The following is an 18,839-nucleotide window of genomic DNA, read 5'->3' as shown; positions in this document are numbered from 1 at the left end:
CATCGCCGCCGCGTGCTCGTGCACCGCCCGGCTGGACAGCCCGTCGGCGACGACGAACACCACGTCCCAGTCACCTGCCGGGAGGTGGGCGCGGTCCACGGGGTCGAGGCGGCGGCCCAGGTCGGGGCGCTGCAGATACGTCAGCCGGTCACCGGCCGCGCTGCGGACCCGGACCGTCGGCAGGCCCGCCAGCCCCGCCGTGACCCTGTCCGGCTCGAACGGCGAGTGCACCGCGTCCCGGGCCGCCGCGTGCGCCGCCTGGAGGCCCAGGCGGTGCCGGGTGGGGAGGGCGGGGCCGGAGCGGCCGAGGCCGATCCGGGCCTGGGTGCGGCGGCGCAGCAGCGGCCAGAGTTCGTCGAGTCCGGTGGTCGTCGTCACCTCGGTCATGCGGCCAGTTCCCTTCCGATCGCCGCCAGCGGGTGGCCGCCGACCTCCCGTACGCCACCGTCCTCGGCCAGCAGCCCGACCGACTCCAGCCACGCCTCGAACTCCGGGGCCGGGCGCAGGCCCAGCACCTCGCGCAGGTACAACGCGTCGTGGTAGGAGGCCGACTGGTAGTTGAGCATGATGTCGTCGCCGCCCGGCGTGCAGATCACGAAGGATGCGCCCGCGACGGCGAGCATGGTCAGCATGGTGGCGATGTCGTCGTCATCGGCGTCGGCGTGGTTGGTGTAGCAGATGTCCAGGCCCATGGGCAGGCCGAGGAGCTTGCCGCAGAAGTGGTCCTCCAGGGCGGCCCGGAGGATCTGCCGGCCGTCGTAGAGGTACTCGGGGCCGATGAAGCCGACGACGGTGTTCACCAGGAGCGGGCGGTAGCGGCGGGCGACCGCGTACGCCCGTGCCTCTACCGTCTGCTGGTCCACCCCGTGGTGCGCGTCCGCGGACAGGGCGCTGCCCTGCCCGGTCTCGAAGTACATGACGTTGTCGCCGACCGTCCCCCGGCCGAGCGCCCGTGCCGCCTCGTACGCCTCGTCGAGCAGGCCCAGGGTCACGCCGAAGGAGGCGTTCGCGGCCTGAGTGCCGGCGATGGACTGGAAGACCAGGTCGACCGGGGCCCCGCGCTCCATCAGGTCCACGCTCGTCGTGACGTGGCACAGGACGCAGGACTGGGTGGGGATGGCGTAGCGGGTGATCACACCGTCCAGGAGGTCCAGCAGGTCGCGGACCGCCCTGGGGCTGTCGGTCGCCGGGTTGATGCCGATGACCGCGTCGCCGGAGCCGAGGAGGAGGCCGTCGAGGAGGGCGGCCGCCACGCCCGCCGGGTCGTCGGTGGGGTGGTTGGGCTGCAACCGCGTCGCGAGCCGCCCCGGCAGGCCGATCGTCGAGCGGAACGCGGTGACCACCCGTACCTTGCGGGCGACGGCCACCAGGTCCGCGTTCCCCATCAGCTTGGACACGGCGGCGGCCATCTCCGGTGTGACCCCCGGCGCCACCGCGGCCAGCGCCTCGGAGTCCGCCGCCAGCAGCCACTCCCGGAACCCGCCGACCGTCAGCCCGGCGACGGGTGCGAAGGCCGCCGCGTCGTGCGTGTCCAGGATCAGCCGGGTCACGTCGTCGTCCTCGTACGGGATCACCGGCTCGGTCAGGAAGGTCGCGAGCGGCACTTCCGCCAGCGCCCAGCGGGCCGCGACCCGTTCCCGCGCGCTCGCGGCGGCGAGGCCGGCCAGCCGGTCGCCGGAGCGTTCGGGGCTCGCGGCGGCCAGCAGGCGGGCCAGGGAGCCGAAGCGGTGGCGTTCGCCACCGAGGGTGGCCGTGTACGTGCTCATGGCGGCGACCGTACGAGCCGGGTGTTGCCGACAGGTTGCGCCAGATTTCTAAAGGTCTGGTTGACAAACATTTAACGCGCCGAGACCCTCGACGGACTCATTCGGCCTACAGAGTCCCATTGGGTACAGCCAGCGAACAGCAGGAGAGGGGCCACCCCGATGGCAGTGGACGAGGGAGTCGCCCCGGCGACGAGGACAGGCGGGAGCGTCGACGGCGACGGCACGGTTCACCGGCTCAAGCCCAACGCGATCGGGCTGCTCGGGGTGGTCTTCATGGCCGTCGCGACCGCCGCGCCGATCACCGCGATGACCGGCAACGTGCCCTTCATGGTGTCGTCCGGGAACGGCATCGGCGCCCCGGCGAGCTACCTCGTCGCAATGGTCGTCCTGGCAATCTTTTCCGTCGGTTTCACGTCGATGGCGAAGCACATCACCTCGACGGGCGCCTTCTACGGCTTCATCTCCTACGGCCTCGGCCGCACCGCGGGCCTCGCCTCGGGACTGCTCGCCACCTTCGCGTACGTCGTCTTCGAACCGGCGCTGATCGGCATCTTCTCGGTCTTCGCCAACACCACGCTCAAGGACCAGACCGGCCTCGACGTCCCGTGGTGGGCGTTCGCGATCCTGATGCTCGCCATCAACGCGACCGGCACCTGGTTCGGCGTCAGCGTCGCAGAGAAGCTGCTCGTCGTCCTCCTCGGCACCGAGGTGACCGTCCTCGCAGCGATGGCGATCTCGGTCGCCCTGCACGGCGGCGGCCCGCACGGCTTCACCTTCGGCCCGGTCAACCCGGTCAACGCCTTCAAGGGGACCAGCGCGGGCCTCGGCCTGTTCTTCGCCTTCTGGTCCTGGGTCGGCTTCGAGTCCACGGCGATGTACGGAGAGGAGTCCCGCGACCCGAAGCGGATCATCCCCAAGGCGACGATGATCTCGGTCCTCGGCGTCGGCGTCTTCTACGTCTTCGTCTCCTGGATGGCCATCACCGGCAACGGCGAGGCGGCGGCCGTGAAGGCGGCCTCCTCCGCGAACCCCCTCGCGCTCTTCTTCGACCCGACCGAGCACTACGTCGGCCACTGGGCGGTCGTCCTCATGCAGTGGCTGATGATCACCGGCTCGCTGGCCTGCGGCATGGCCTTCCACAACTGCGCCGCCCGCTACATGTACGCACTGGGCCGGGAGGGCGTGCTGCCGAAGCTCCAGAGGACCGTCGGCCGCACCCACGCCCGGCACGGCTCCCCGCACATCGCGGGCCTGGTCCAGACGGTGATCTCCGCCGTCCTGATCGGCGCGTTCTGGATCGCGGGCAAGGACCCGTACAACGCCCTCTATGTCCTGCTGGCCATCCTCGGCACCATGGCGATCCTGGTCGTGCAGGCGGTCTGCTCGTTCGCGGTCCTGGTGTACTTCCGCCGCAACCACCCCGAGAGCCGGCACTGGTTCCGGACCTTCACCGCCCCGCTCGTCGGCGGCGTCGCGATGCTCGGCGTGGTCGCCCTGCTGGTGTCCAACATGGGCGCCGCGGCGGGCCCCGAGTCCGGCTCACTGCTGCTGAAGGCGACACCGTGGCTGGTGGCGCTGGTCGCGGGCACGGGCGTCGGCTACGCGCAGTACCTCAAGCGGCGGTCACCGGAGCGGTACGCGCTGCTGGGGCGGACGGTGCTGGAGGAGACAAGGGAGCGCTAGCCGCGGGGGCCGGTGACCGGTGCGGGGCGGCGGGCCGGTGAGCCGAAAGGTGAACTCCGCAGACGGTCTCCACCACCGACGGCACCGGCTCGCTCGCCTCCACCGGCAGCAGCGGCGCCGTGCCGGTGGCCGCCGCCCGCGGCGCGGCCGCCGTGGTGCTCGGCGGTGGGCTGGTCCTGCTGGTCAGGCGCCGGAAACCGGGCGGGAGGCAGGCGAGGTCAGCGGTCTTCGGCGAGGGGCGGCCCCTCGCCGAAGAGCTGGTCGCGGTGGACGCGCCAGCGCTCCATCATCTTGCCGATCTCGTCGTCCACGAACTCGAAGAAGGCGAGCGTCTCCGCCATCCGGCGCCCCGCCGGGGTGTCGGGGCCGAGGCTGCTCACGCCCTCCCGCAACGCCCCCTCCCACCGCCTGATCACGGCTTCCCGGTTGGTGAGGGCCTCGTACCACTGGTTGCTGTGCACCCGGTACCGCTCCCGCCGGGAGCCCGGCTCCCGCTCCCGCGCGACCATGTGCTGCTGGGCCAGGTAGCGCACCCCGCCGGACACCGCCGCCGGGCTGACCTGCAACTGCTCCCCCAGTTCCGCCGAGGTCAGGGCGCCGGAGTCGGACGACAGCAGGGCCGCGAAGATCCGGGCCGGCATGCGCTGCATCCCGGCCTCGACGAGTTGTGCCGCGAAGCTCTCGACGAAGTTCGAGACGGCCTCCCGGTCGCGCCCCATCGCATCCGTAGTCATGGTCACCAGCCTAGCGGGGGTTTCCACACTTCCTTAACTTCACAAATTTCTGAAGACAGCGTACGTTCTGAACCATGACGAAGGCCATCTCGGTCGCCGGGCTCCACAAGTCCTTCGGCCGCACGCACGCCCTGGACGGCCTCGACCTGGCCGTCGAGGCCGGCGAGGTGCACGGTTTCCTCGGCCCCAACGGCGCCGGGAAGTCGACCGCCATCCGGGTCCTGCTCGGCCTGCTGCGCGCCGACTCGGGCGCCGCGCAGATCCTCGGCCGCGACCCCTGGAAGGACGCCGTGGAGGTGCACCGCCGGATCGCCTACGTACCCGGCGACGTGACCCTCTGGCGCAACCTCTCCGGCGGCGAGGTCATCGACCTCTACGGGCGGCTGCGCGGAGGCCTGGACGGGGCCCGCCGGGCCGAGCTGATCGACCGCTTCGAGCTCGACCCGACGAAAAAAGGCCGTACGTACTCCAAGGGCAACCGCCAGAAGGTCGCCCTGGTCGCCGCCTTCGCCTCCGACGTCGACCTGCTGATCCTCGACGAACCGACCTCCGGCCTCGACCCGCTGATGGAGGAGGTCTTCCGGCGCTGCGTGGAGGAGGAGCGCGACCGCGGCCGTACGGTCCTGCTCTCCTCGCACATCCTGAGCGAGGTCGAGGAACTCTGCGACCGCGTCAGCATCATCCGGGCCGGCCGGACCGTCGAGTCCGGCTCCCTCGCCGAGCTGCGCCACCTCACCCGCACCAGCGTGACCGCCGAACTCGCCGCTCCGCCCGACGGGTTGGCGCACCTCCCCGGCGTCCACGACCTCGACGTCCAGGGCCGGCGGATCCGCCTCCAGGTCGACACCGGGCACCTCACCGCCGTACTCCGCTCGCTGTCCGAGACCGGCGTCCGCTCCCTCACCTCCACACCCCCGACCCTGGAGGAACTCTTCCTGCGCCACTACCAGGACGAGGGCGAGACCGAGGCCGGAGCAGAAGCCGAGGGGGTCGCCCGATGAGCACCCTCGCCGGCACCGGCACCCTGCTGCGCTTCGCGCTGCGCCGCGACCGCGTGGCCACCCCGGTGTGGATCGCGGTGAACGCGCTGATGGTCCTCTCCATGCCGAACACCCTGCGGAGCCTGTACGGCACCGACGCCGAACGCACGGACCTGGTCCGCCAGTTGCAGACCAACGCCGCCTACCGCGCGCTGATCGGCCCGCTCCACGACACCTCCCTCGGCGGCCTGACGGCATGGCGGGTGGGCGTGTACGCCGGGCTCCTCGCGGCCGTGACCGGCCTGCTCGTCGTCGTACGGCACACCCGCGACGAGGAGGAGACCGGCCGCGCGGAACTCGTCGCGTCGGGTGCGGTGGGCCGCCGGGCATCGCTGACCGCGGCCCTGCTGGCGGCGGCCGTCGCGAACGCCGTGCTCGCCCTGGTCGTCACCGCGGTCCTGGCGGACCAGGGCACGGCGGGTGCGCTCGCCCTCGGCCTCGGCCTGGGCGCCACCGGCATGGTCTTCGCCACGACGGCGGCGATCGTCGCGCAGTTCACCGAGAGCGCCCGCCTGGCGAGGGGCCTGACGTCGGCGGTCCTGGGCGCGGCCTTCGTGCTGCGCGCCGCGGGCGACTCGGCGAGCAGCGACGGCTCCTCCCTCTGGACATGGCTCTCGCCGCTCGGCTGGCTGGAGAACCTGCGCCCGTTCGCCGCCGAACGCTGGTGGGTGCTGCTGGTCTTCGCGGCGGCGATGCTGCTGCAGGCCGCGGCCGCCTATACCCTGGCCGGCCGCCGGGACCTCGGCATGAGCTTCTTCCCCACCCGCCCCGGCCCGGCCGCCGGCCGCCTCGGCTCCACCGCCGCGCTCGCCTGGCGGCTCCAGCGGGGCGGAGTCCTCGGCTGGTCGCTCGGGTTCTTCCTGGCCGGCGTGGTCTACGGCGGTCTGACCGAGGGCGCGGCCGGCCTGGTCGGCGACAACGACAGCGCCCGGAAGATCTTCGAGCGGATGGGCGGCCAGAGCGGGCTGACGGACGCGTTCCTCGCCTCGATGATCGGGATGCTGGGCCTGGTCGCCGCGCTGTACGTCGTCGCGTCGGTCCTCCGCCTGAGCGGCGAGGAGACCTCGGGCCGCGCCGAACCCCTCCTCGCCGCCCCCGTCGGCCGCCTGCGCTGGGCGGCCGGCCACCTGACCGTCGCCTACGCGGGCGCCGCCCTGATCATGCTCCTCGCCGCCGCGGGCTTCGCCGTCGGCTACGGCAGGCAGGCCGGCCCGATCCTCGGCGCCTGCCTGGTGCAGCTCCCGGCGGTGTGGGTGATCGGCGGGGTCGCGATGCTGCTGTACGGGGTCGCGCCTCGATCGGCCCCGGCCGCCTGGGGCGTGGCCGCGGCGACCCTCCTCATCGGCTGGGTGGGCCCCGCCCTCAACGCCCCCCGACTCGTCCTCGACCTCTCCCCCTTCGGCCACCTGCCGAAGCTGCCGGGCGGAGGGATGGAGTGGGGGCCGGTGGTGACACTGACCGGGCTGGCGGCGGTGCTGACGGGGGTGGGGCTGGCGGGGCTGCGACGGCGGGACCTGACCGGCTGACGGCGCCTACTCAGCCGACGTACTGCTCGAGTTTCCCGGTCTGCAACGCGCGCTCTGCCCTAACGGTCATGGTGCACCCCCACTCAGGTCGTGGCCGGCCCGGCAGAGCCCCTGGCGGCCTCTCGGGCAGATCCGCACTGATCATCCGGGCGGGTGATCACCCGACCTCCACGCCCAGCCCCTCCAGCCCCCGGATCACGAAGTTCGGCTTCCGCTTCGGCTCGGCGGCGAGGGTCAGGGTCGGGGCCCGCTCCAGGAGGGCCGTCATGGAGGCGGCGAGTTCGAGGCGGGCCAGGGGGGCGCCGATGCAGTAGTGGATGCCGGCGCTGAAGGAGATGTGGGGGTTGTCGCGGCGGGTCAGGTCGAGACGGGCGGGGTCGTGGAAGACGGCCGGGTCGTGGTTGGCGGAGCCGAAGAGCATGGCGATCTCCGCGCCCCGGGGGATGGTCGTACCGTCGATCTCGATCTCGTCCAGCACCCAGCGTTCGAAGAGCTGGAGCGGGGTGTCGTAGCGCATCAGCTCCTCGATCGCGGTGGGGACCAGGGAGTGGTCGGCGCGCAGGGCGGCGAGCTGGGCGGGATTGCGGAAGAGGGCGTACCAGCCGTTGACCGTGGCGTTGACGGTCGCCTCGTGGCCCGCGTTGAGGAGCAGCACGGCGGTGGAGATCATCTCCTGCTCGGTGAGCCGGTCGCCCTCGTCGTGCGCCTCGATGAGTCCGGAGATCAGGTCGTCGCCGGGCTCCTTGCGCCGCTCGGCGATCAGCTCCCGCAGGTAGTCGGAGAACTCCACGGAGGCCCGGACCGCCTTCGCGGCCGTGTCCTCGGACGGGTTCAGCTCGTACATTCCGCAGATGTCGGCCGACCAGGGGCGCAACGGGGCGCGGTCCGCCTCGGGGATGCCCAGCATCTCGGCGATGACGGCGACGGGGAGCGGTTCGGCGACGTCGGCGAGGAGGTCGCCGCCGCCCTCCCGCACCAGCCCGTCGACGAGCTCGCCGGCCAGCCGGGCCACGTACGGCTTGAGCCGTTCGACCGTGCGCGGGGTGAACGCCTTCGACACCAGGCGGCGGATGCGGGTGTGGTCCGGCGGTTCGAGGTCGAGCATGCCGTGGTCGTTGAGCGTGTGGAACGGCTCGTGCTCCGGCGCGGGCGCACTCCGCCCGAACTCCTCGTGCGTGAACCGGTGCTGGTACGTCCGCCCCAGCCGCCGGTCCCGCAGCAGCGCCGAGACGTCGGCGTGGTGCGGAACCAGCCACTGCTGCGTGGACTCGAAGTACTGCACCCGGCCCCGGGCACGGAGCTCGGCATACGCGGGGTAGGGGTCGGCCAGGAAGTCCGGGTCCCAGGGGTCGAAGGCTGCCATGGACGGACGTTAGACCGCCGGTACCTCTTCTGACCAGGGGTGTCTGAGCGTAGTGCTGCTCCATTAGCTTGCGGCGGGTGGATTAACTTGCGAACTCCCCCGGAACCACCGGCGATCGGAGTCGCAGATGCCCCGCGAGGCGCCCTATCTGGCCGTGAGCGTCGCGCTGCGCGCCCGGCTTGCCGCAGGCGAGTGGCGGATCGGGGAGCGGTTGCCGTCCCGGGCACGGCTCGCGGAGGAGTACGGCGTCGGACGCAACGTCGTCCAGCGGGCGGTGGACCTGCTGATCACCGAGGGGTTCCTGGAGGGCCGGGCGGGCTCGGGGACATACGTCCGCCCACCGCGAGAGCGGCTTCGGATGGTCCGCTCCCGGCGCCGCCAACGCTCGCTCGCCGCCGGCACGGAGCGGGGCCGGGCGGGTGCCTGGGACGCGCACAGCGAGGTCCGGGCCCCGGCCCCCGAGCACATCGCCGGACGGCTGGCCATCGCCCCCGGCGATCCCTGCGTCCGCACGCGCTACGAGTTCCTCGCCGACGGCCGCCCCGTGCAGCTCTCCGAATCATGGGAGCCGATGGCCCTCACGGGCGGCACCCCGGTCGTCCTGCCCGAGCGGGGGCCGCTCGCGGGCAAGGGCGTGGTCGCGCGGATGCGGTCCATCGGTGTGGACGTCGAGACGGTGGTCGAACTTCCCCGTCCGGCCCGCGCCACCCGGGCACAGGCGAACCTGCTCGGCATCGGCGCCGGTGACCTCGTCCTCCTGATCGAGCGGACCATCTACGACGTCGACGGCCGTCCGGTGGAGACCGCCGACATGGTGGTTCCGGACGTCAGCCGGGAGGTCGTCTACGAGTTCGAGGTGGACCGCTAGTGTCCTCCCGGCCCGGGCTGCTGCACGATCCGGACTTCCGCCGGCTCCTCACCGCCACCGCCCTCGGTCAACTGGGCGACCGTGTCCTCTTCCTGGCGTTGCCGCTGGTCGCGATCACGGCTCTGGACGCCTCCGCTTTCCGGGTCGGGCTGCTGACCGCGGCGACCACGGCCGGCTCGCTCCGGGCCGGAGGAGCGGCCCGCGGCGGGCGAACACCCCCGGCTGGGGCGGGACATCAAGGAGGGCCTGCGGTTCGTCCTTCTCGGGCATCCCGTCCTGCGTGCCATCCCCCTCGGGGACGCGGTTTTCAATCTCTTCCTGGTCATGTACCAGGCCATGCTGCTGGTCTATCTGGAGCGGGTGATCGGGCTCTCGTCCTTCGGTATCGGCCTGGTCCTGTCGGGGATGGGGTGCGGTGCCCTGCTGGGCGCACTGCTGGCGACCGGGGCCGTGCGACACCTCGGCCCCGGCCCGGTCATCTGGCTCGCCCCGCTCGCCACCTGCCCGCCGACCGCGCTGATGCCGCTGGCCCGGCCGGGCTGGAGCGTGACCGTGGCCGCGCTCGGCCTGGCGGCGCTCTCCCTGGGCGGGGTCGTCCGCGTGGTGGCCCAGACGAGCGTGCAGCAGACGCTGACGCCGGACCGCCTCTTGGGCCGCATGAACGCGACGGCCCGCTTCGTCTCCTCGGGCGGCATCCCCCTGGGCGGCCTCCTCGGCGGCACCTCGGGCACGCTCTTCGGCCCCACGGCCACGCTGTGGATCGGCGCGACCGGAATGACCCTGAGCGCCCTGCCCAACCTGCTCACTCGTCCGAGGCGGCCTTGAGGTGCTCGACGAGGGCGGCGAAGGCGGGGGCGGGGAAGGTGAGGGGGGCGCGGGTGGGGGATTTGGAGTCGCGGATGGCTATTCGAGAGGGGAGAGAGGCAATTTCCACGCAGGTGTCGCCGTCACCTCCGCTGGAGTACGTCGACTTCCGCCAGTGCATTCACAGTTCCTTCGCCACCCGGTGAATGAGATCCCGTGACGCCCCCGGATCCAGGGAGGCGCTCTTCACCTGGCGAAACAGGGTGCGCAGCTTTTCCAACTGCGCTTCCGCATCGCAGAAACCGGCGCCGGTGGGCGAGTCACGCAGCCCGGTGTCCAACCTGGGCACAGGACCGCCCAAGTACATCATCGAAGCTCCGGCTCCGGCGAAACCCTCGTAAGCGACGGGGATGACACGCACCGTGGCGTGGCCGGCATCGATCTGGTCCAGGACATAACGGAGTTGAGCAAGAGACGCCCGGCGATCCGATACATGGACCCGCAGGGCGAACTCGTGGATGACCGTCTCGTACGGGGTGGGGTCGTCCCCTTCGATGACGACCCGCCGCTTCAGCCGATGCTCCACACGGGAGGCCACCTCGCTCTCAGGCAGTTCGGGACGCATGTACGTGTAGACCGCGCGGGCGTAGTCGGCGGTCTGCAGCAGGCCGGGGATGAGCATGATGACGACCTCGCGCAGGAACGTCGCGTGGTGCTCGGCTTCGGCGGTGTCGAGGAACACCGAGGGAAGCACGTTCCGGTACTCCTCCCACCAGCCGCGTGTACGGTCGGTCGCCATCGCCACCAGCGCATCGATCAACGCCTCGTCCATACAGGCGTAGTGCGCGGCGAGCCGACGCACCCGTTCCTCGCTGACACCCGCGAAGCCCAGTTCCATCTGGCTGATCTGGGCCGAGGTCGAATTCAGCGCCCCTGCCACCTCGCGCGCCTTCAGCCCGGCCGCCTCACGCAGTCGCCGTAGCTCCGTGCCCAGGCGCACCTGCCGTGCGGTGGCATGACCCCTCAGCGGCATCCGCCCTCCTGCCCTCAACACCCTTGTCGGTGAGCCTCTTTCGAGTGCCAGATTACGCCAGCAGGTTGCAGCGGCAATAATTATTGCCCTACCGTCAGTGACGCGACGCACACGCTGTGGAACTCCGGGCCCCCGGAAGCGCACCGTTCCGCCCTGCCACGGCGGCTGCGGCAATGCCACCGCCCGACGACCGCACCCCCACCACCCGAACGGAGTTCACGCATGCCCGAAGGCGACTCCTGGGAGTACTCCCTCTACCTCCCCAACGACCCCCGAGCCGTCCCGATCTGCCGTCGCACCCTGCGGCTGATCCTCACGATGCACGGCCTGATCACGCTGGCCGACACGGCGGAACTGCTCGCGGCGGAACTGGTCACCAACGCCGTACCGCACACGAAGGGCCCGGTGGCGCTGCGGGTGCGCTGGGCGGGCGGGGTGCTGCGGGTCGGCGCGTGGGACGCGGATCCCGAGCCTCCGGTCTTTCCCTGCGAGTCGAAGGTGCCGGCCGAGGGGGACGAAGAGGACGGCGGCAGAGGCCTCACCCTCGTCCGGGCCTGCTCGGACCTGTGGGGGTGGCAGCCGCTGTCCCCGTTCGGGAATCGGGGCAAGTACGTGTGGTGTGACCTTGTCGCGGCGTAGCTCGATGGTGAGCTCGTCGCACGAGGGCCTGCACCAGCTCTGTCAGAAGGACCCGGCGGGTTTCACACGCACTCTCCAGCGTGTGCTGCGCATCCCGATCCCGGAGCCGCGTGACTTCGCCGTGCTGAACGCGGATCTGACGGAGATCGAACCGGTCGAGCGGCGGGTGGACACGCTGTTACGGGTGGAGACGGAGGAAGGCTCGTACCTGCTGGTCGTCGAGTCTCAGGGAAGGCGGGACGACCGCAAGCGGAGCAGCTGGGCGTACTACCTCAGCTACCTCTACGCAAAGTACCGCTGGGAGCCCGTGCTGATCGTCCTGACTCAGAGCACGTCCACGGCCCGCTGGGCGGCACAGCCTATTCGGCTCGGGCTGCCCGGGTGGCACTCGCTCACGGTGAGACCGCTCGTGCTGGGTCCGGAGAACGTCCCGCTGATCACCGACGAGGCCGAGGCCTCGCTGGACGTGTTCCTCGCTGCGTTCTCGGCTATGACGCACGGTCAGGGGCCGGGCGCCGCTGCCATACTGAAACCGCTGGCCGCAGCCTTGGGGACCACTGATACCGAGAGCGCGGCAATGCTCGCGCAGCTCGTCGAATCGTGCCTGGTCGATGCGGAAGCCAGGCAGACGTGGACGGAGCTGATGATGGCGGTCCATTACTTCTTCCGGCATGAGGTCGCCGAGAAGGTCCGGGAAGAGGGTCGGGAGGAAGGCCGCGAAGAAGGCCGAGCCCAGGCCAAGGCCGAGATGGTGCTGCAGATCCTGGACTGGCGGGGTCTCGTGGTGCCGGATGCCCTGCGGACGCATGTGCTGGCCTGCACCGACGCGGAGCAGCTTGAGAGGTGGGCACAGCGGGCGGTCCACGCACACGAGGCGGGGGACCTGCTCACCAAAGGCGCCGACTGACCTCGCCAGGGGCTCAGCCCGGCGTCCCCCCGCTCAGCACGGTCCGGGATCAGGACATGTAACGCCGGTCCGCCACGGACTGCGGGCTGTCCGTGGAGTGCCAGGGGTGACCGGTGGGGGCGGGGGTTTCCGGGGCGGTCCAGTCGCGTTGGCCGCCCACGACCTCGGGGTCGAACATGACGATCGCCGCTGCCAGGATCAGGGCCGCCACCGGGCCGGCCAGCATGACCAGGAGGAAGGCGAGCAGGCTCGTGGAGGACTGGCCGCCCGTCTGGGTCTGGGCGACGTGGACGCTCACCGCGGCCATGCCGGTGTAGTGCATGGTCGCGACGGCCGCGCCCATCACCAGGCTGGCGCCGACCGTCGCCCAGACCGCTCTGATCGACACCGCCGCCCAGAGCGCGGCGGTCGCGGCGACCACGGCGATCACCACGGAGAGGACGACGACCGTGGTGTCGTAGTGCACGGTGCCGCCGGTGTTCATCGCGGTCATGCCGAGATAGTGCATCACCGCCACGCCGAGGCCGGTGAGGACGCCCGCGGTGCCGAGGGTGACGGGGCCCGAACCCCGGTAGCCGACCAGGAAGACGCCGGCGGCGACCACCGCGATGCAGACGACGAGGCTCAGCACCGTCCGGCCCGCGTCGTAGCTGACCAGGGCGCCGTCCACGCTGAAGCCGATCATTGCGATGAAGTGCATGGTCCAGATGCCGCAGCCGAGGGACACCGCGCCCAGGGCGAGCCAGCCGAATCGTTTCTCTCCACGGCCGCGGCCGATCGACCGGGTCGTGCAGCGCAGCGCCAGCACGGCGCCGAGGCAGGCCATCAGGTAGGCGGCTATCGGAGTGACCAGGCCGTAGTGGAATTCGGACACGTCAGCAGCCATCGCGGCAACTTTCTTCACGCGAAACGGGGACGGCGGGGGCGAGGAACGGGAGGAACCAGCCAGCTGATTACTTCATCATTCAAACACAACGTGAGCAGGCCGTATCCACACCTGTACCGCCCGCGATCGAATCGCAACAACGACTGTGCGCGTGGCATGTGCGCTGACCGTGCTAGCCCGGCGTCACCAGCCGTGCCTCGTAGGCGAACACCGCCGCCTGGGTGCGGTCCCGGAGGCCCAGCTTCACCAGGATCCGGCTGACGTGGGTCTTCACCGTCGACTCGGCCACCACCAGCCGCTCGGCCATCTCCGCGTTGGACAGGCCCTGGGCGATGAGGACCAGGACCTCCGTCTCCCGGTCGGTGAGGTCGCCGTAGGCCGCGTGGGCCGTGGGCATCAGGCGCGGGGTGTCGGAGAGCCGGGAGAACTCGGTGATCAGGCGTTTGGTGACCGTGGGGGCGAGGAGGGCCTCGCCCGAGGCCACCACCCTTACCCCTTCGGCGAGTTGGCGGGCCGAGGCGTCCTTGAGGAGAAAGCCGGAGGCTCCGGCGCGCAGCGCCTGGTAGACGTACTCGTCCAGGTCGAAGGTGGTCAGCACGAGGACCTTCGCCGTGCTGTCGGCGGCGACGATCTCGCGGGTCGCCTCGATGCCGTTCAGCTCGGGCATGCGGATGTCCATCAGGACCACGTCGGGGGCGAGTTCGCGGACACGGTCCACCGCCTGCCGGCCGTTGACCGCCTCGCCGACGACCTCGATGTCCGGCATCGCGTTCAGCAGGACCGAGAAGCCCTCGCGCACCATCATCTGGTCGTCGGCGATCAGTACGCGGATGGTGCGGTCGGTCATGCATCACCTTCGCGGGTGGTGGCGACGGGCAGGAAGACCGTCACCTCGTAGCCTCCTTCGGGCGTCGGGGCCGCGGTCATCTCGCCGTTCAGCATGGAGACCCGCTCCCGCATGCCGGTGATGCCGTGGCCGGCGCCCGGGGACGGTTTGACGAGGGCGGGCTGCGGCGGCGGGCCGTTGACCACGCGCAGGCCCAGGCCGCCGATGACGTAACCGATCTCGACGCGTGCGCTCGCTCCCGGCGCATGGCGCAGCGTGTTGCTCAGCGCCTCCTGGACGATCCGGTACGCCGACAGCTCCACGCCCTGCGGCAGTTCGCGCACCGCGCCGGTCACCCCCTTGTCCACGGTCAGCCCGGCCTCCCGCACGTTGTCGAGCAGCGCGTCCAGGTCGGCGAGGGTGGGCTGCGGGGCCTCCGGCACCTCGTAGTCCTCGGCACGGACCACGCCCAGCACCCGGCGCAGTTCGGTGAGCGCCGCCACCGCGTTCTCCCGGATGGTGACGAACGCCTTCTCCAGCTCCGGCGGCGGGTTCTCCACCCGGTAGGGGGCGGCCTCCGCCTGGATGGCCACGACGGACATGTGGTGGGCGACCACGTCGTGCAGCTCGCGGGCGATCGTCGTGCGCTCCTCGAGGAGCGTGCGCCGGGAACGCTCGTGTGCCGTCTGCGTCTGCTGCGCGGTCACCGTCTGCTCGGCCTCCCGGCGGATCTGCCGGACCGTGACCGCCAGCAGGACTATCGCGGAGACGACCAGCATCGAGCCGACGTCGTTGTCGTAGTGGCCCCCGCCCAGGGCCGAGACGCTCATGAAACCGTAGAACGCGGTGACCGCCCACATCCAGGCCGCCGTGCGTGGACGGGTACGGATCGCGACGACCGTGAGCACCGTCAGGTGGGAGACGAAGCTGCCCGGTGCCCACGGCCAGCTCTCCCAGTAGCTGTTCAGCAGGGTGTCGACCCAGCCCGCGGCGAGCGACAGCCAGAAGGCGCCGACCGGACGCGCCAGCGTGAGGAGCACCGGTGTCACGACGAGCAGGCCGGACAGCAGGCCGAACGCCGATCCCACCGGGCGGTCCACGGCGGTCATCAGCAGCGCCAGCACACCCGCCGCGGCGACCGCCAGGTGCGGGGTCCAGGCCGCGTACTCCCGCCATCGCACCGGCAGATGGCGGACGAAGGGCCGGTCGATGCTCATCCGGGGCAACGGCCGGTAGGCGAAGGCGTCCGTGAACAGGTCCTGCCGCAACCTGCCCAGCGCGTCCAGCACCGCCCGGACCTCCGGGCTGCGCGGCTTGTACGGTTCGAACGCGCCGTCCGGCGGCTGCGGCGGCATCGGCTGCGAATGGGTCGTCTCGGTCACGTACACGACCGTAGGCCGAGGCGGGGGCAGCCGTCGTCACCAGTGAGAAGGGTCCTCCGGCATCCTTCTCAGGTACTACGGGTACGTCGCGGAGCAGCGGGCGGCCGTTCAGTACCCGGAAGGCCTGACCAGTCCCGACTCGTACGCGAACACCGCCGCCTGGGTGCGGTCCCTGAGGCCCAGCTTCACCAGGATGCGTCCCACGTGCGTCTTCACGGTCTGCTCGGCGACGACCAGCCGCTCGGCGATCTCCGCGTTGGACAGGCCCTGCGCGATGAGCGTGAGGACCTCCGTCTCGCGCTCGGTCAGATCGGCGACCCGTGCCTTCAGCGGGGTGCGCACCCCGCCCCCGTCCAGCTGGGAGAACTGGGTGATCAGCCGTCGGGTGATGCCGGGCGCGAGCAGCGCGTCGCCGGCGGCCACCACCCGCACCGCCTCCGCCAGTTTGTCCGCGGACGCGTCCTTGAGCAGGAACCCGGACGCGCCGGAGCGCAGCGCTTCGTACACGTACTCGTCCAGGTCGAAGGTGGTGAGCACCAGCACCCTGATGTGCGGGCGTTCGCCGACGATCCGGCGGGTGGCCTCGATGCCGCCCAGCTCGGGCATGCGGATGTCCATGAGGACGACGTCCGGGGCGAGTTCGGCGACCTTGGCCACCGCGTCCAGACCGTCCACCGCCTGGCCGACCACCTCGATGCCGGGCTGGGCGTTCAGCAGCACGGTGAAGCCCTGCCGGACCATCTGCTGGTCGTCGGCGATGAGCACGCGGATGGGGCTGCCGGTGCTGCTCGTCATGCGCGGTCGTCCTTCGGGTCGAGGGCACGGATGGTACCGGTGGCGGGGTCCGCGGTGCGGTGGCCGGGTGCCGGGCGGAGGCCGGGAGCCGTGGCCGGGAGCTCCGCGAAGATCCGGTAGCCGCCGTCCGTCAGAGGGCCCGCCGTCAGCGACCCGCCGAGCATCACGGCCCGCTCCCGCATGCCGAGCAGTCCGTGCCCGGCGCCCGGCGACGGCGGCGCGGGCCGCGTCGGCCGGGAGTTCGCGACGGACAGCAGGAGTCCGTAGGGGATGTACTCGATCTCGACGTGGGCGGTCGCCCCCGGCGCGTGCCGCAGGACGTTGCTCAGCGCCTCCTGCACGATCCTGTACGCCGACAGCTCCACGCCCGACTGCATCGGGCGCCGCTCGCCGTTGATCCGGGTGGTGACGGTCAGACCGGCCGCCCTGGTGTTCTCGACCAGCGTGTCCAGCCGGTCCAGGGTGGGCTGCGGGCTGTGCGGGCCGGTGCCGGGGTCGTCGGGCGCATCCTCGTCGGGGCTCTCGGAGCGCAGTACGCCCAGCACCCGGCGCAGTTCGGTCAGCGCCTCCAGCGCGTTGTTGCGGATGCCCTCGAGGTTCTCGCGCAGCTCGTCCGGCGGGTTCTCCACCAGGTGCGGGGCGACCTGCGCCTGGATGGAGATGACCGACATGTGGTGGGCGACCACGTCGTGCAGCTCGCGCGCGATCCGGCTGCGCTCCTCCAGCAGGGTGCGCCGGGCCCGCTCCTCCTCGGTGAGCGAGGCCTGGCGGCCGAGTTCCGCGCGGGCCTCGCGGCGGCCGCGCAGCGCCGTGCCGAGCGCCACGACGACCACGGACAGGACGACGGTCACCGCCGAGGTGGACTGGTGCGGCGGCGCACCCCAGACGCCGTCGAGGAGCCAGGTGACCAGGACGGTCACGGCCAGCGCCTCGACCGCCGCCCGCACCCGGACCCGCAGTGCGAGCAGCAGCAGGACCAGCAGCTGCGCGATGATCCCGGCCACGGTCCAGGGCCACGTGAACAGGACCACCGGTGTCGTGCCCAGCCGGCCGTGCAGCGTGATGGCACCCGCCAGCATGCCCCCTGTCGACAGCCACCACGCAGGGACGGGCCGCCACATCGCCAGGAGCACGGCGCCGCCCGCGGCGAACCCGAGCAGCGAGGCCGGACCAGCACCCAGATGCCCGTTGTGCTGGAACTGCGCCACGCCACCGATCGTGATGCCGATCGCCGCCACACACAGCACACCGTGCGGCAGCCAGCGCAGCCATACGGAAGGGGGCAGCGGGTCCAGGCGGGCGGTGCACAGGTCGTCGCGGAGTGTCCGAAGCCAGCGCAGCACGCGGCCGATCCCGATCCACTCCGGCCGCCGGGTCCCCGTCTCCGTCACAGCGATCAGCCTAGACACGGCGGGCTCCCGTCGGGGTCGCCCGATCGGACGCGGGGTGGCTCCGGACGACGCGCGAGCGGGCCCGGGGGCGGCCGCTCTCGTACACGTGGAACGCCGCCCAGCACACAGCGAGCGTCAGGGCGAAGGCCGGGAGCCAGAGCAGGCGGGCCGCGACCCAGCCGAGGTGGTCGGGGGGTGTGTGGAGGCCGGGGAGAGGGCCGAACGGGAGGCCGGTGGCCGTGGTCGCCATCAGGGCCGTCTGGTGCCAGAGGAAGATCGTCATCGCGGAGAGGTTCACGAAGGCCACCGCCGCCCAGGCCAGGGGACGGCGCATGGTGCGACGCAGCCGCTCGCGCAGGAGCAGGGCCAGGCCGCACTGGGCCAGGCCGAAGGTGACGGCGGCCAGGGTGGGCGGGTCGAGGTTGGAGACGGACGCGCCGGGGACGCCGACCATCGACGCCGGGTAGCCCGCCCACGCGACGAGGCCGGCCGTCGCCGCCGTACCGCCGATGAAGAGGACCCAGCCGGCGCGCGGACGGTCCAGCTCGCCGCGGGTCCAGGCGGCGCCCAGGGAGTACGGCACCAGCCAGCCGGCCGCCAGGTTCACCCAGCCGACCGCGGGCGGGGCGCCCAAGCCGAAACGGAGCAGGTCCACATGGAGGACGACGGCCAGCGGCCACAGCGGGTTGAGCCGGGCGACGAGCGGGGTCGCCGCCGTCAGCGCCGCGAAGACCAGGAGGAACCAGAGGGGCGACAGGGCCAGTTTGGCGAGGGTGCGGACGGTGGTGACGTCGGTGCCGGACAGGAGGAGGGCGGTGGTCACGGTCGTCCAGAGGGCGAGGAGCGCGGCGACCGGCTTGAACAGGCGGGTCAGTCGGGCCGTCAGCCAGCGGTGGTAGGGGGTGCCCGCGGCCCGGGCGGTGGCGTGGCTGCGCGTGGCGACGTGGCCGCCGACCAGGAAGAACACGGCGAGGGTCTGGAAGAGCCAGGAGATCGGGGCCAGTTCTGGCAGGTGCTGGAGGGGGCTGCCGGTGCGCAGTCGGCCGCGGTCCGCCACCAGCGCCGTCACCAGCCAGTGGCCCAGGACCACGCCGAGGACGGCGACCGCGCGCAGGGCGTCCACGGAGCGGTCCCGGCCGGGTGGGGTGGCGGCGTCGATGCGGTGGGCGAGACGTCGCACGCGGTCTCGCACGCGG

Annotated in this window: 19 protein-coding genes; 7 read left to right on the top strand and 12 right to left on the bottom strand. The window is 71.8% G+C overall.

Features of this window, described 5'->3' with window-relative positions; all coding sequences use genetic code 11:
• The coding region (locus tag JF597_RS36795) for an ethanolamine ammonia-lyase light chain EutC (RefSeq protein ID WP_294005767.1) at window positions 1-387 on the bottom strand (387 nt) is incomplete at its 3' end.
• Window positions 384-1,766 carry an ethanolamine ammonia-lyase subunit EutB gene (locus JF597_RS36790; protein WP_294005764.1) on the bottom strand — a complete coding sequence of 461 codons (1,383 nt, stop codon included), beginning with the start codon at window positions 1,764-1,766 and terminating at the stop codon, window positions 384-386. The genes JF597_RS36790 and JF597_RS36795, both read right to left, overlap by 4 nt.
• A gap of 159 nt (window positions 1,767-1,925) precedes the next feature.
• Between JF597_RS36790 and JF597_RS36785 the strand changes: the two genes are divergently transcribed.
• Window positions 1,926-3,449 (top strand): APC family permease, encoded by a 1,524-nt coding sequence (locus tag JF597_RS36785; protein WP_294005761.1) that lies wholly within the window; start codon window positions 1,926-1,928, stop codon window positions 3,447-3,449.
• A gap of 218 nt (window positions 3,450-3,667) precedes the next feature.
• Here the strand turns inward: JF597_RS36785 and JF597_RS36780 are convergent, their stop codons facing one another.
• On the bottom strand, window positions 3,668-4,183 hold the full coding sequence (locus JF597_RS36780) for a MarR family transcriptional regulator (protein WP_294005759.1): 516 nt from the start codon (window positions 4,181-4,183) through the stop codon (window positions 3,668-3,670).
• A gap of 74 nt (window positions 4,184-4,257) precedes the next feature.
• On the opposite strand from JF597_RS36780, the gene JF597_RS36775 reads away from it, so the two are divergent.
• Window positions 4,258-5,184 (top strand): ABC transporter ATP-binding protein, encoded by a 927-nt coding sequence (locus tag JF597_RS36775; RefSeq protein WP_294005756.1) that lies wholly within the window; start codon window positions 4,258-4,260, stop codon window positions 5,182-5,184.
• Window positions 5,181-6,749 (top strand): ABC transporter permease, encoded by a 1,569-nt coding sequence (locus JF597_RS36770; RefSeq protein WP_294005753.1) that lies wholly within the window; start codon window positions 5,181-5,183, stop codon window positions 6,747-6,749. The genes JF597_RS36775 and JF597_RS36770 overlap by 4 nt, the downstream gene beginning before the upstream one ends.
• Window positions 6,750-6,906: 157 nt before the next feature.
• Here JF597_RS36770 and JF597_RS36765 read toward each other — a convergent pair whose 3' ends face one another.
• Entirely contained in the window at window positions 6,907-8,112 is a 1,206-nt protein-coding gene (locus tag JF597_RS36765) for a cytochrome P450 (protein ID WP_294005750.1), read from the bottom strand.
• A gap of 127 nt (window positions 8,113-8,239) precedes the next feature.
• On the opposite strand from JF597_RS36765, the gene JF597_RS36760 reads away from it, so the two are divergent.
• Both JF597_RS36760 and JF597_RS36755 read left to right on the top strand, forming a co-directional pair.
• Window positions 8,240-8,980 carry a GntR family transcriptional regulator gene (locus JF597_RS36760; RefSeq protein ID WP_294005747.1) on the top strand — a complete coding sequence of 247 codons (741 nt, stop codon included), beginning with the start codon at window positions 8,240-8,242 and terminating at the stop codon, window positions 8,978-8,980.
• Between the two features lie 222 nt (window positions 8,981-9,202).
• Window positions 9,203-9,805, top strand: a complete 603-nt coding sequence (locus JF597_RS36755) for an MFS transporter (protein ID WP_366916496.1) — start codon at window positions 9,203-9,205, stop codon at window positions 9,803-9,805.
• Here the strand turns inward: JF597_RS36755 and JF597_RS36750 are convergent.
• On the bottom strand, window positions 9,783-9,965 hold the full coding sequence (locus tag JF597_RS36750; RefSeq protein ID WP_294005744.1) for a DUF397 domain-containing protein: 183 nt from the start codon (window positions 9,963-9,965) through the stop codon (window positions 9,783-9,785). The genes JF597_RS36755 and JF597_RS36750 overlap by 23 nt on opposite strands.
• The gene (locus tag JF597_RS36745) at window positions 9,966-10,817 is read right to left on the bottom strand and encodes a helix-turn-helix transcriptional regulator (RefSeq protein ID WP_294005741.1); all 852 of its coding nucleotides are present in this window, start codon (window positions 10,815-10,817) and stop codon (window positions 9,966-9,968) included. It lies immediately after the preceding gene.
• 222 nt (window positions 10,818-11,039) lie between these two features.
• Here JF597_RS36745 and JF597_RS36740 point away from each other — a divergent pair, with 222 nt between their 5' ends.
• Both JF597_RS36740 and JF597_RS36735 read left to right on the top strand, forming a co-directional pair.
• Window positions 11,040-11,456, top strand: coding sequence for an ATP-binding protein (locus JF597_RS36740; RefSeq protein ID WP_294005738.1), 417 nt, complete (start codon window positions 11,040-11,042; stop codon window positions 11,454-11,456).
• A 4-nt stretch (window positions 11,457-11,460) separates the two neighbouring features.
• Window positions 11,461-12,363 (top strand): hypothetical protein, encoded by a 903-nt coding sequence (locus JF597_RS36735; protein WP_294005735.1) that lies wholly within the window; start codon window positions 11,461-11,463, stop codon window positions 12,361-12,363.
• Between the two features lie 49 nt (window positions 12,364-12,412).
• Here JF597_RS36735 and JF597_RS36730 read toward each other — a convergent pair whose 3' ends face one another.
• The 6 genes from JF597_RS36730 to JF597_RS36705 form a co-directional block, all read right to left on the bottom strand.
• Window positions 12,413-13,249 carry an MHYT domain-containing protein gene (locus JF597_RS36730; RefSeq protein WP_294005732.1) on the bottom strand — a complete coding sequence of 279 codons (837 nt, stop codon included), beginning with the start codon at window positions 13,247-13,249 and terminating at the stop codon, window positions 12,413-12,415.
• A 172-nt stretch (window positions 13,250-13,421) separates the two neighbouring features.
• The gene (locus JF597_RS36725; protein WP_294005729.1) at window positions 13,422-14,096 is read right to left on the bottom strand and encodes a response regulator transcription factor; all 675 of its coding nucleotides are present in this window, start codon (window positions 14,094-14,096) and stop codon (window positions 13,422-13,424) included.
• Window positions 14,093-15,457, bottom strand: a complete 1,365-nt coding sequence (locus tag JF597_RS36720) for a histidine kinase (RefSeq protein WP_294005726.1) — start codon at window positions 15,455-15,457, stop codon at window positions 14,093-14,095. The genes JF597_RS36725 and JF597_RS36720 overlap by 4 nt, the downstream gene beginning before the upstream one ends.
• Before the next feature lie 108 nt (window positions 15,458-15,565).
• Complete coding sequence (locus JF597_RS36715; RefSeq protein WP_294005723.1) at window positions 15,566-16,252, bottom strand: response regulator transcription factor; 687 nt, start codon at window positions 16,250-16,252, stop codon at window positions 15,566-15,568.
• Window positions 16,249-17,643, bottom strand: a complete 1,395-nt coding sequence (locus JF597_RS36710; RefSeq protein ID WP_294005721.1) for a histidine kinase — start codon at window positions 17,641-17,643, stop codon at window positions 16,249-16,251. The genes JF597_RS36715 and JF597_RS36710 overlap by 4 nt, the downstream gene beginning before the upstream one ends.
• Window positions 17,644-17,653: 10 nt before the next feature.
• A complete protein-coding gene (locus tag JF597_RS36705; RefSeq protein WP_366916495.1) occupies window positions 17,654-18,823 on the bottom strand; it encodes an acyltransferase in 1,170 nt (389 codons plus the stop codon).
• Between the last annotated feature and the right edge of the window lie 16 nt (window positions 18,824-18,839).

Source organism: Streptomyces sp. (genome assembly GCF_019510245.1).
Classification (GTDB): Bacteria; Actinomycetota; Actinomycetes; order Streptomycetales; family Streptomycetaceae; genus Streptomyces.
Note: the sequence above shows the minus strand (reverse complement) of the source record. Positions and strands in the feature narration are given on the sequence as shown.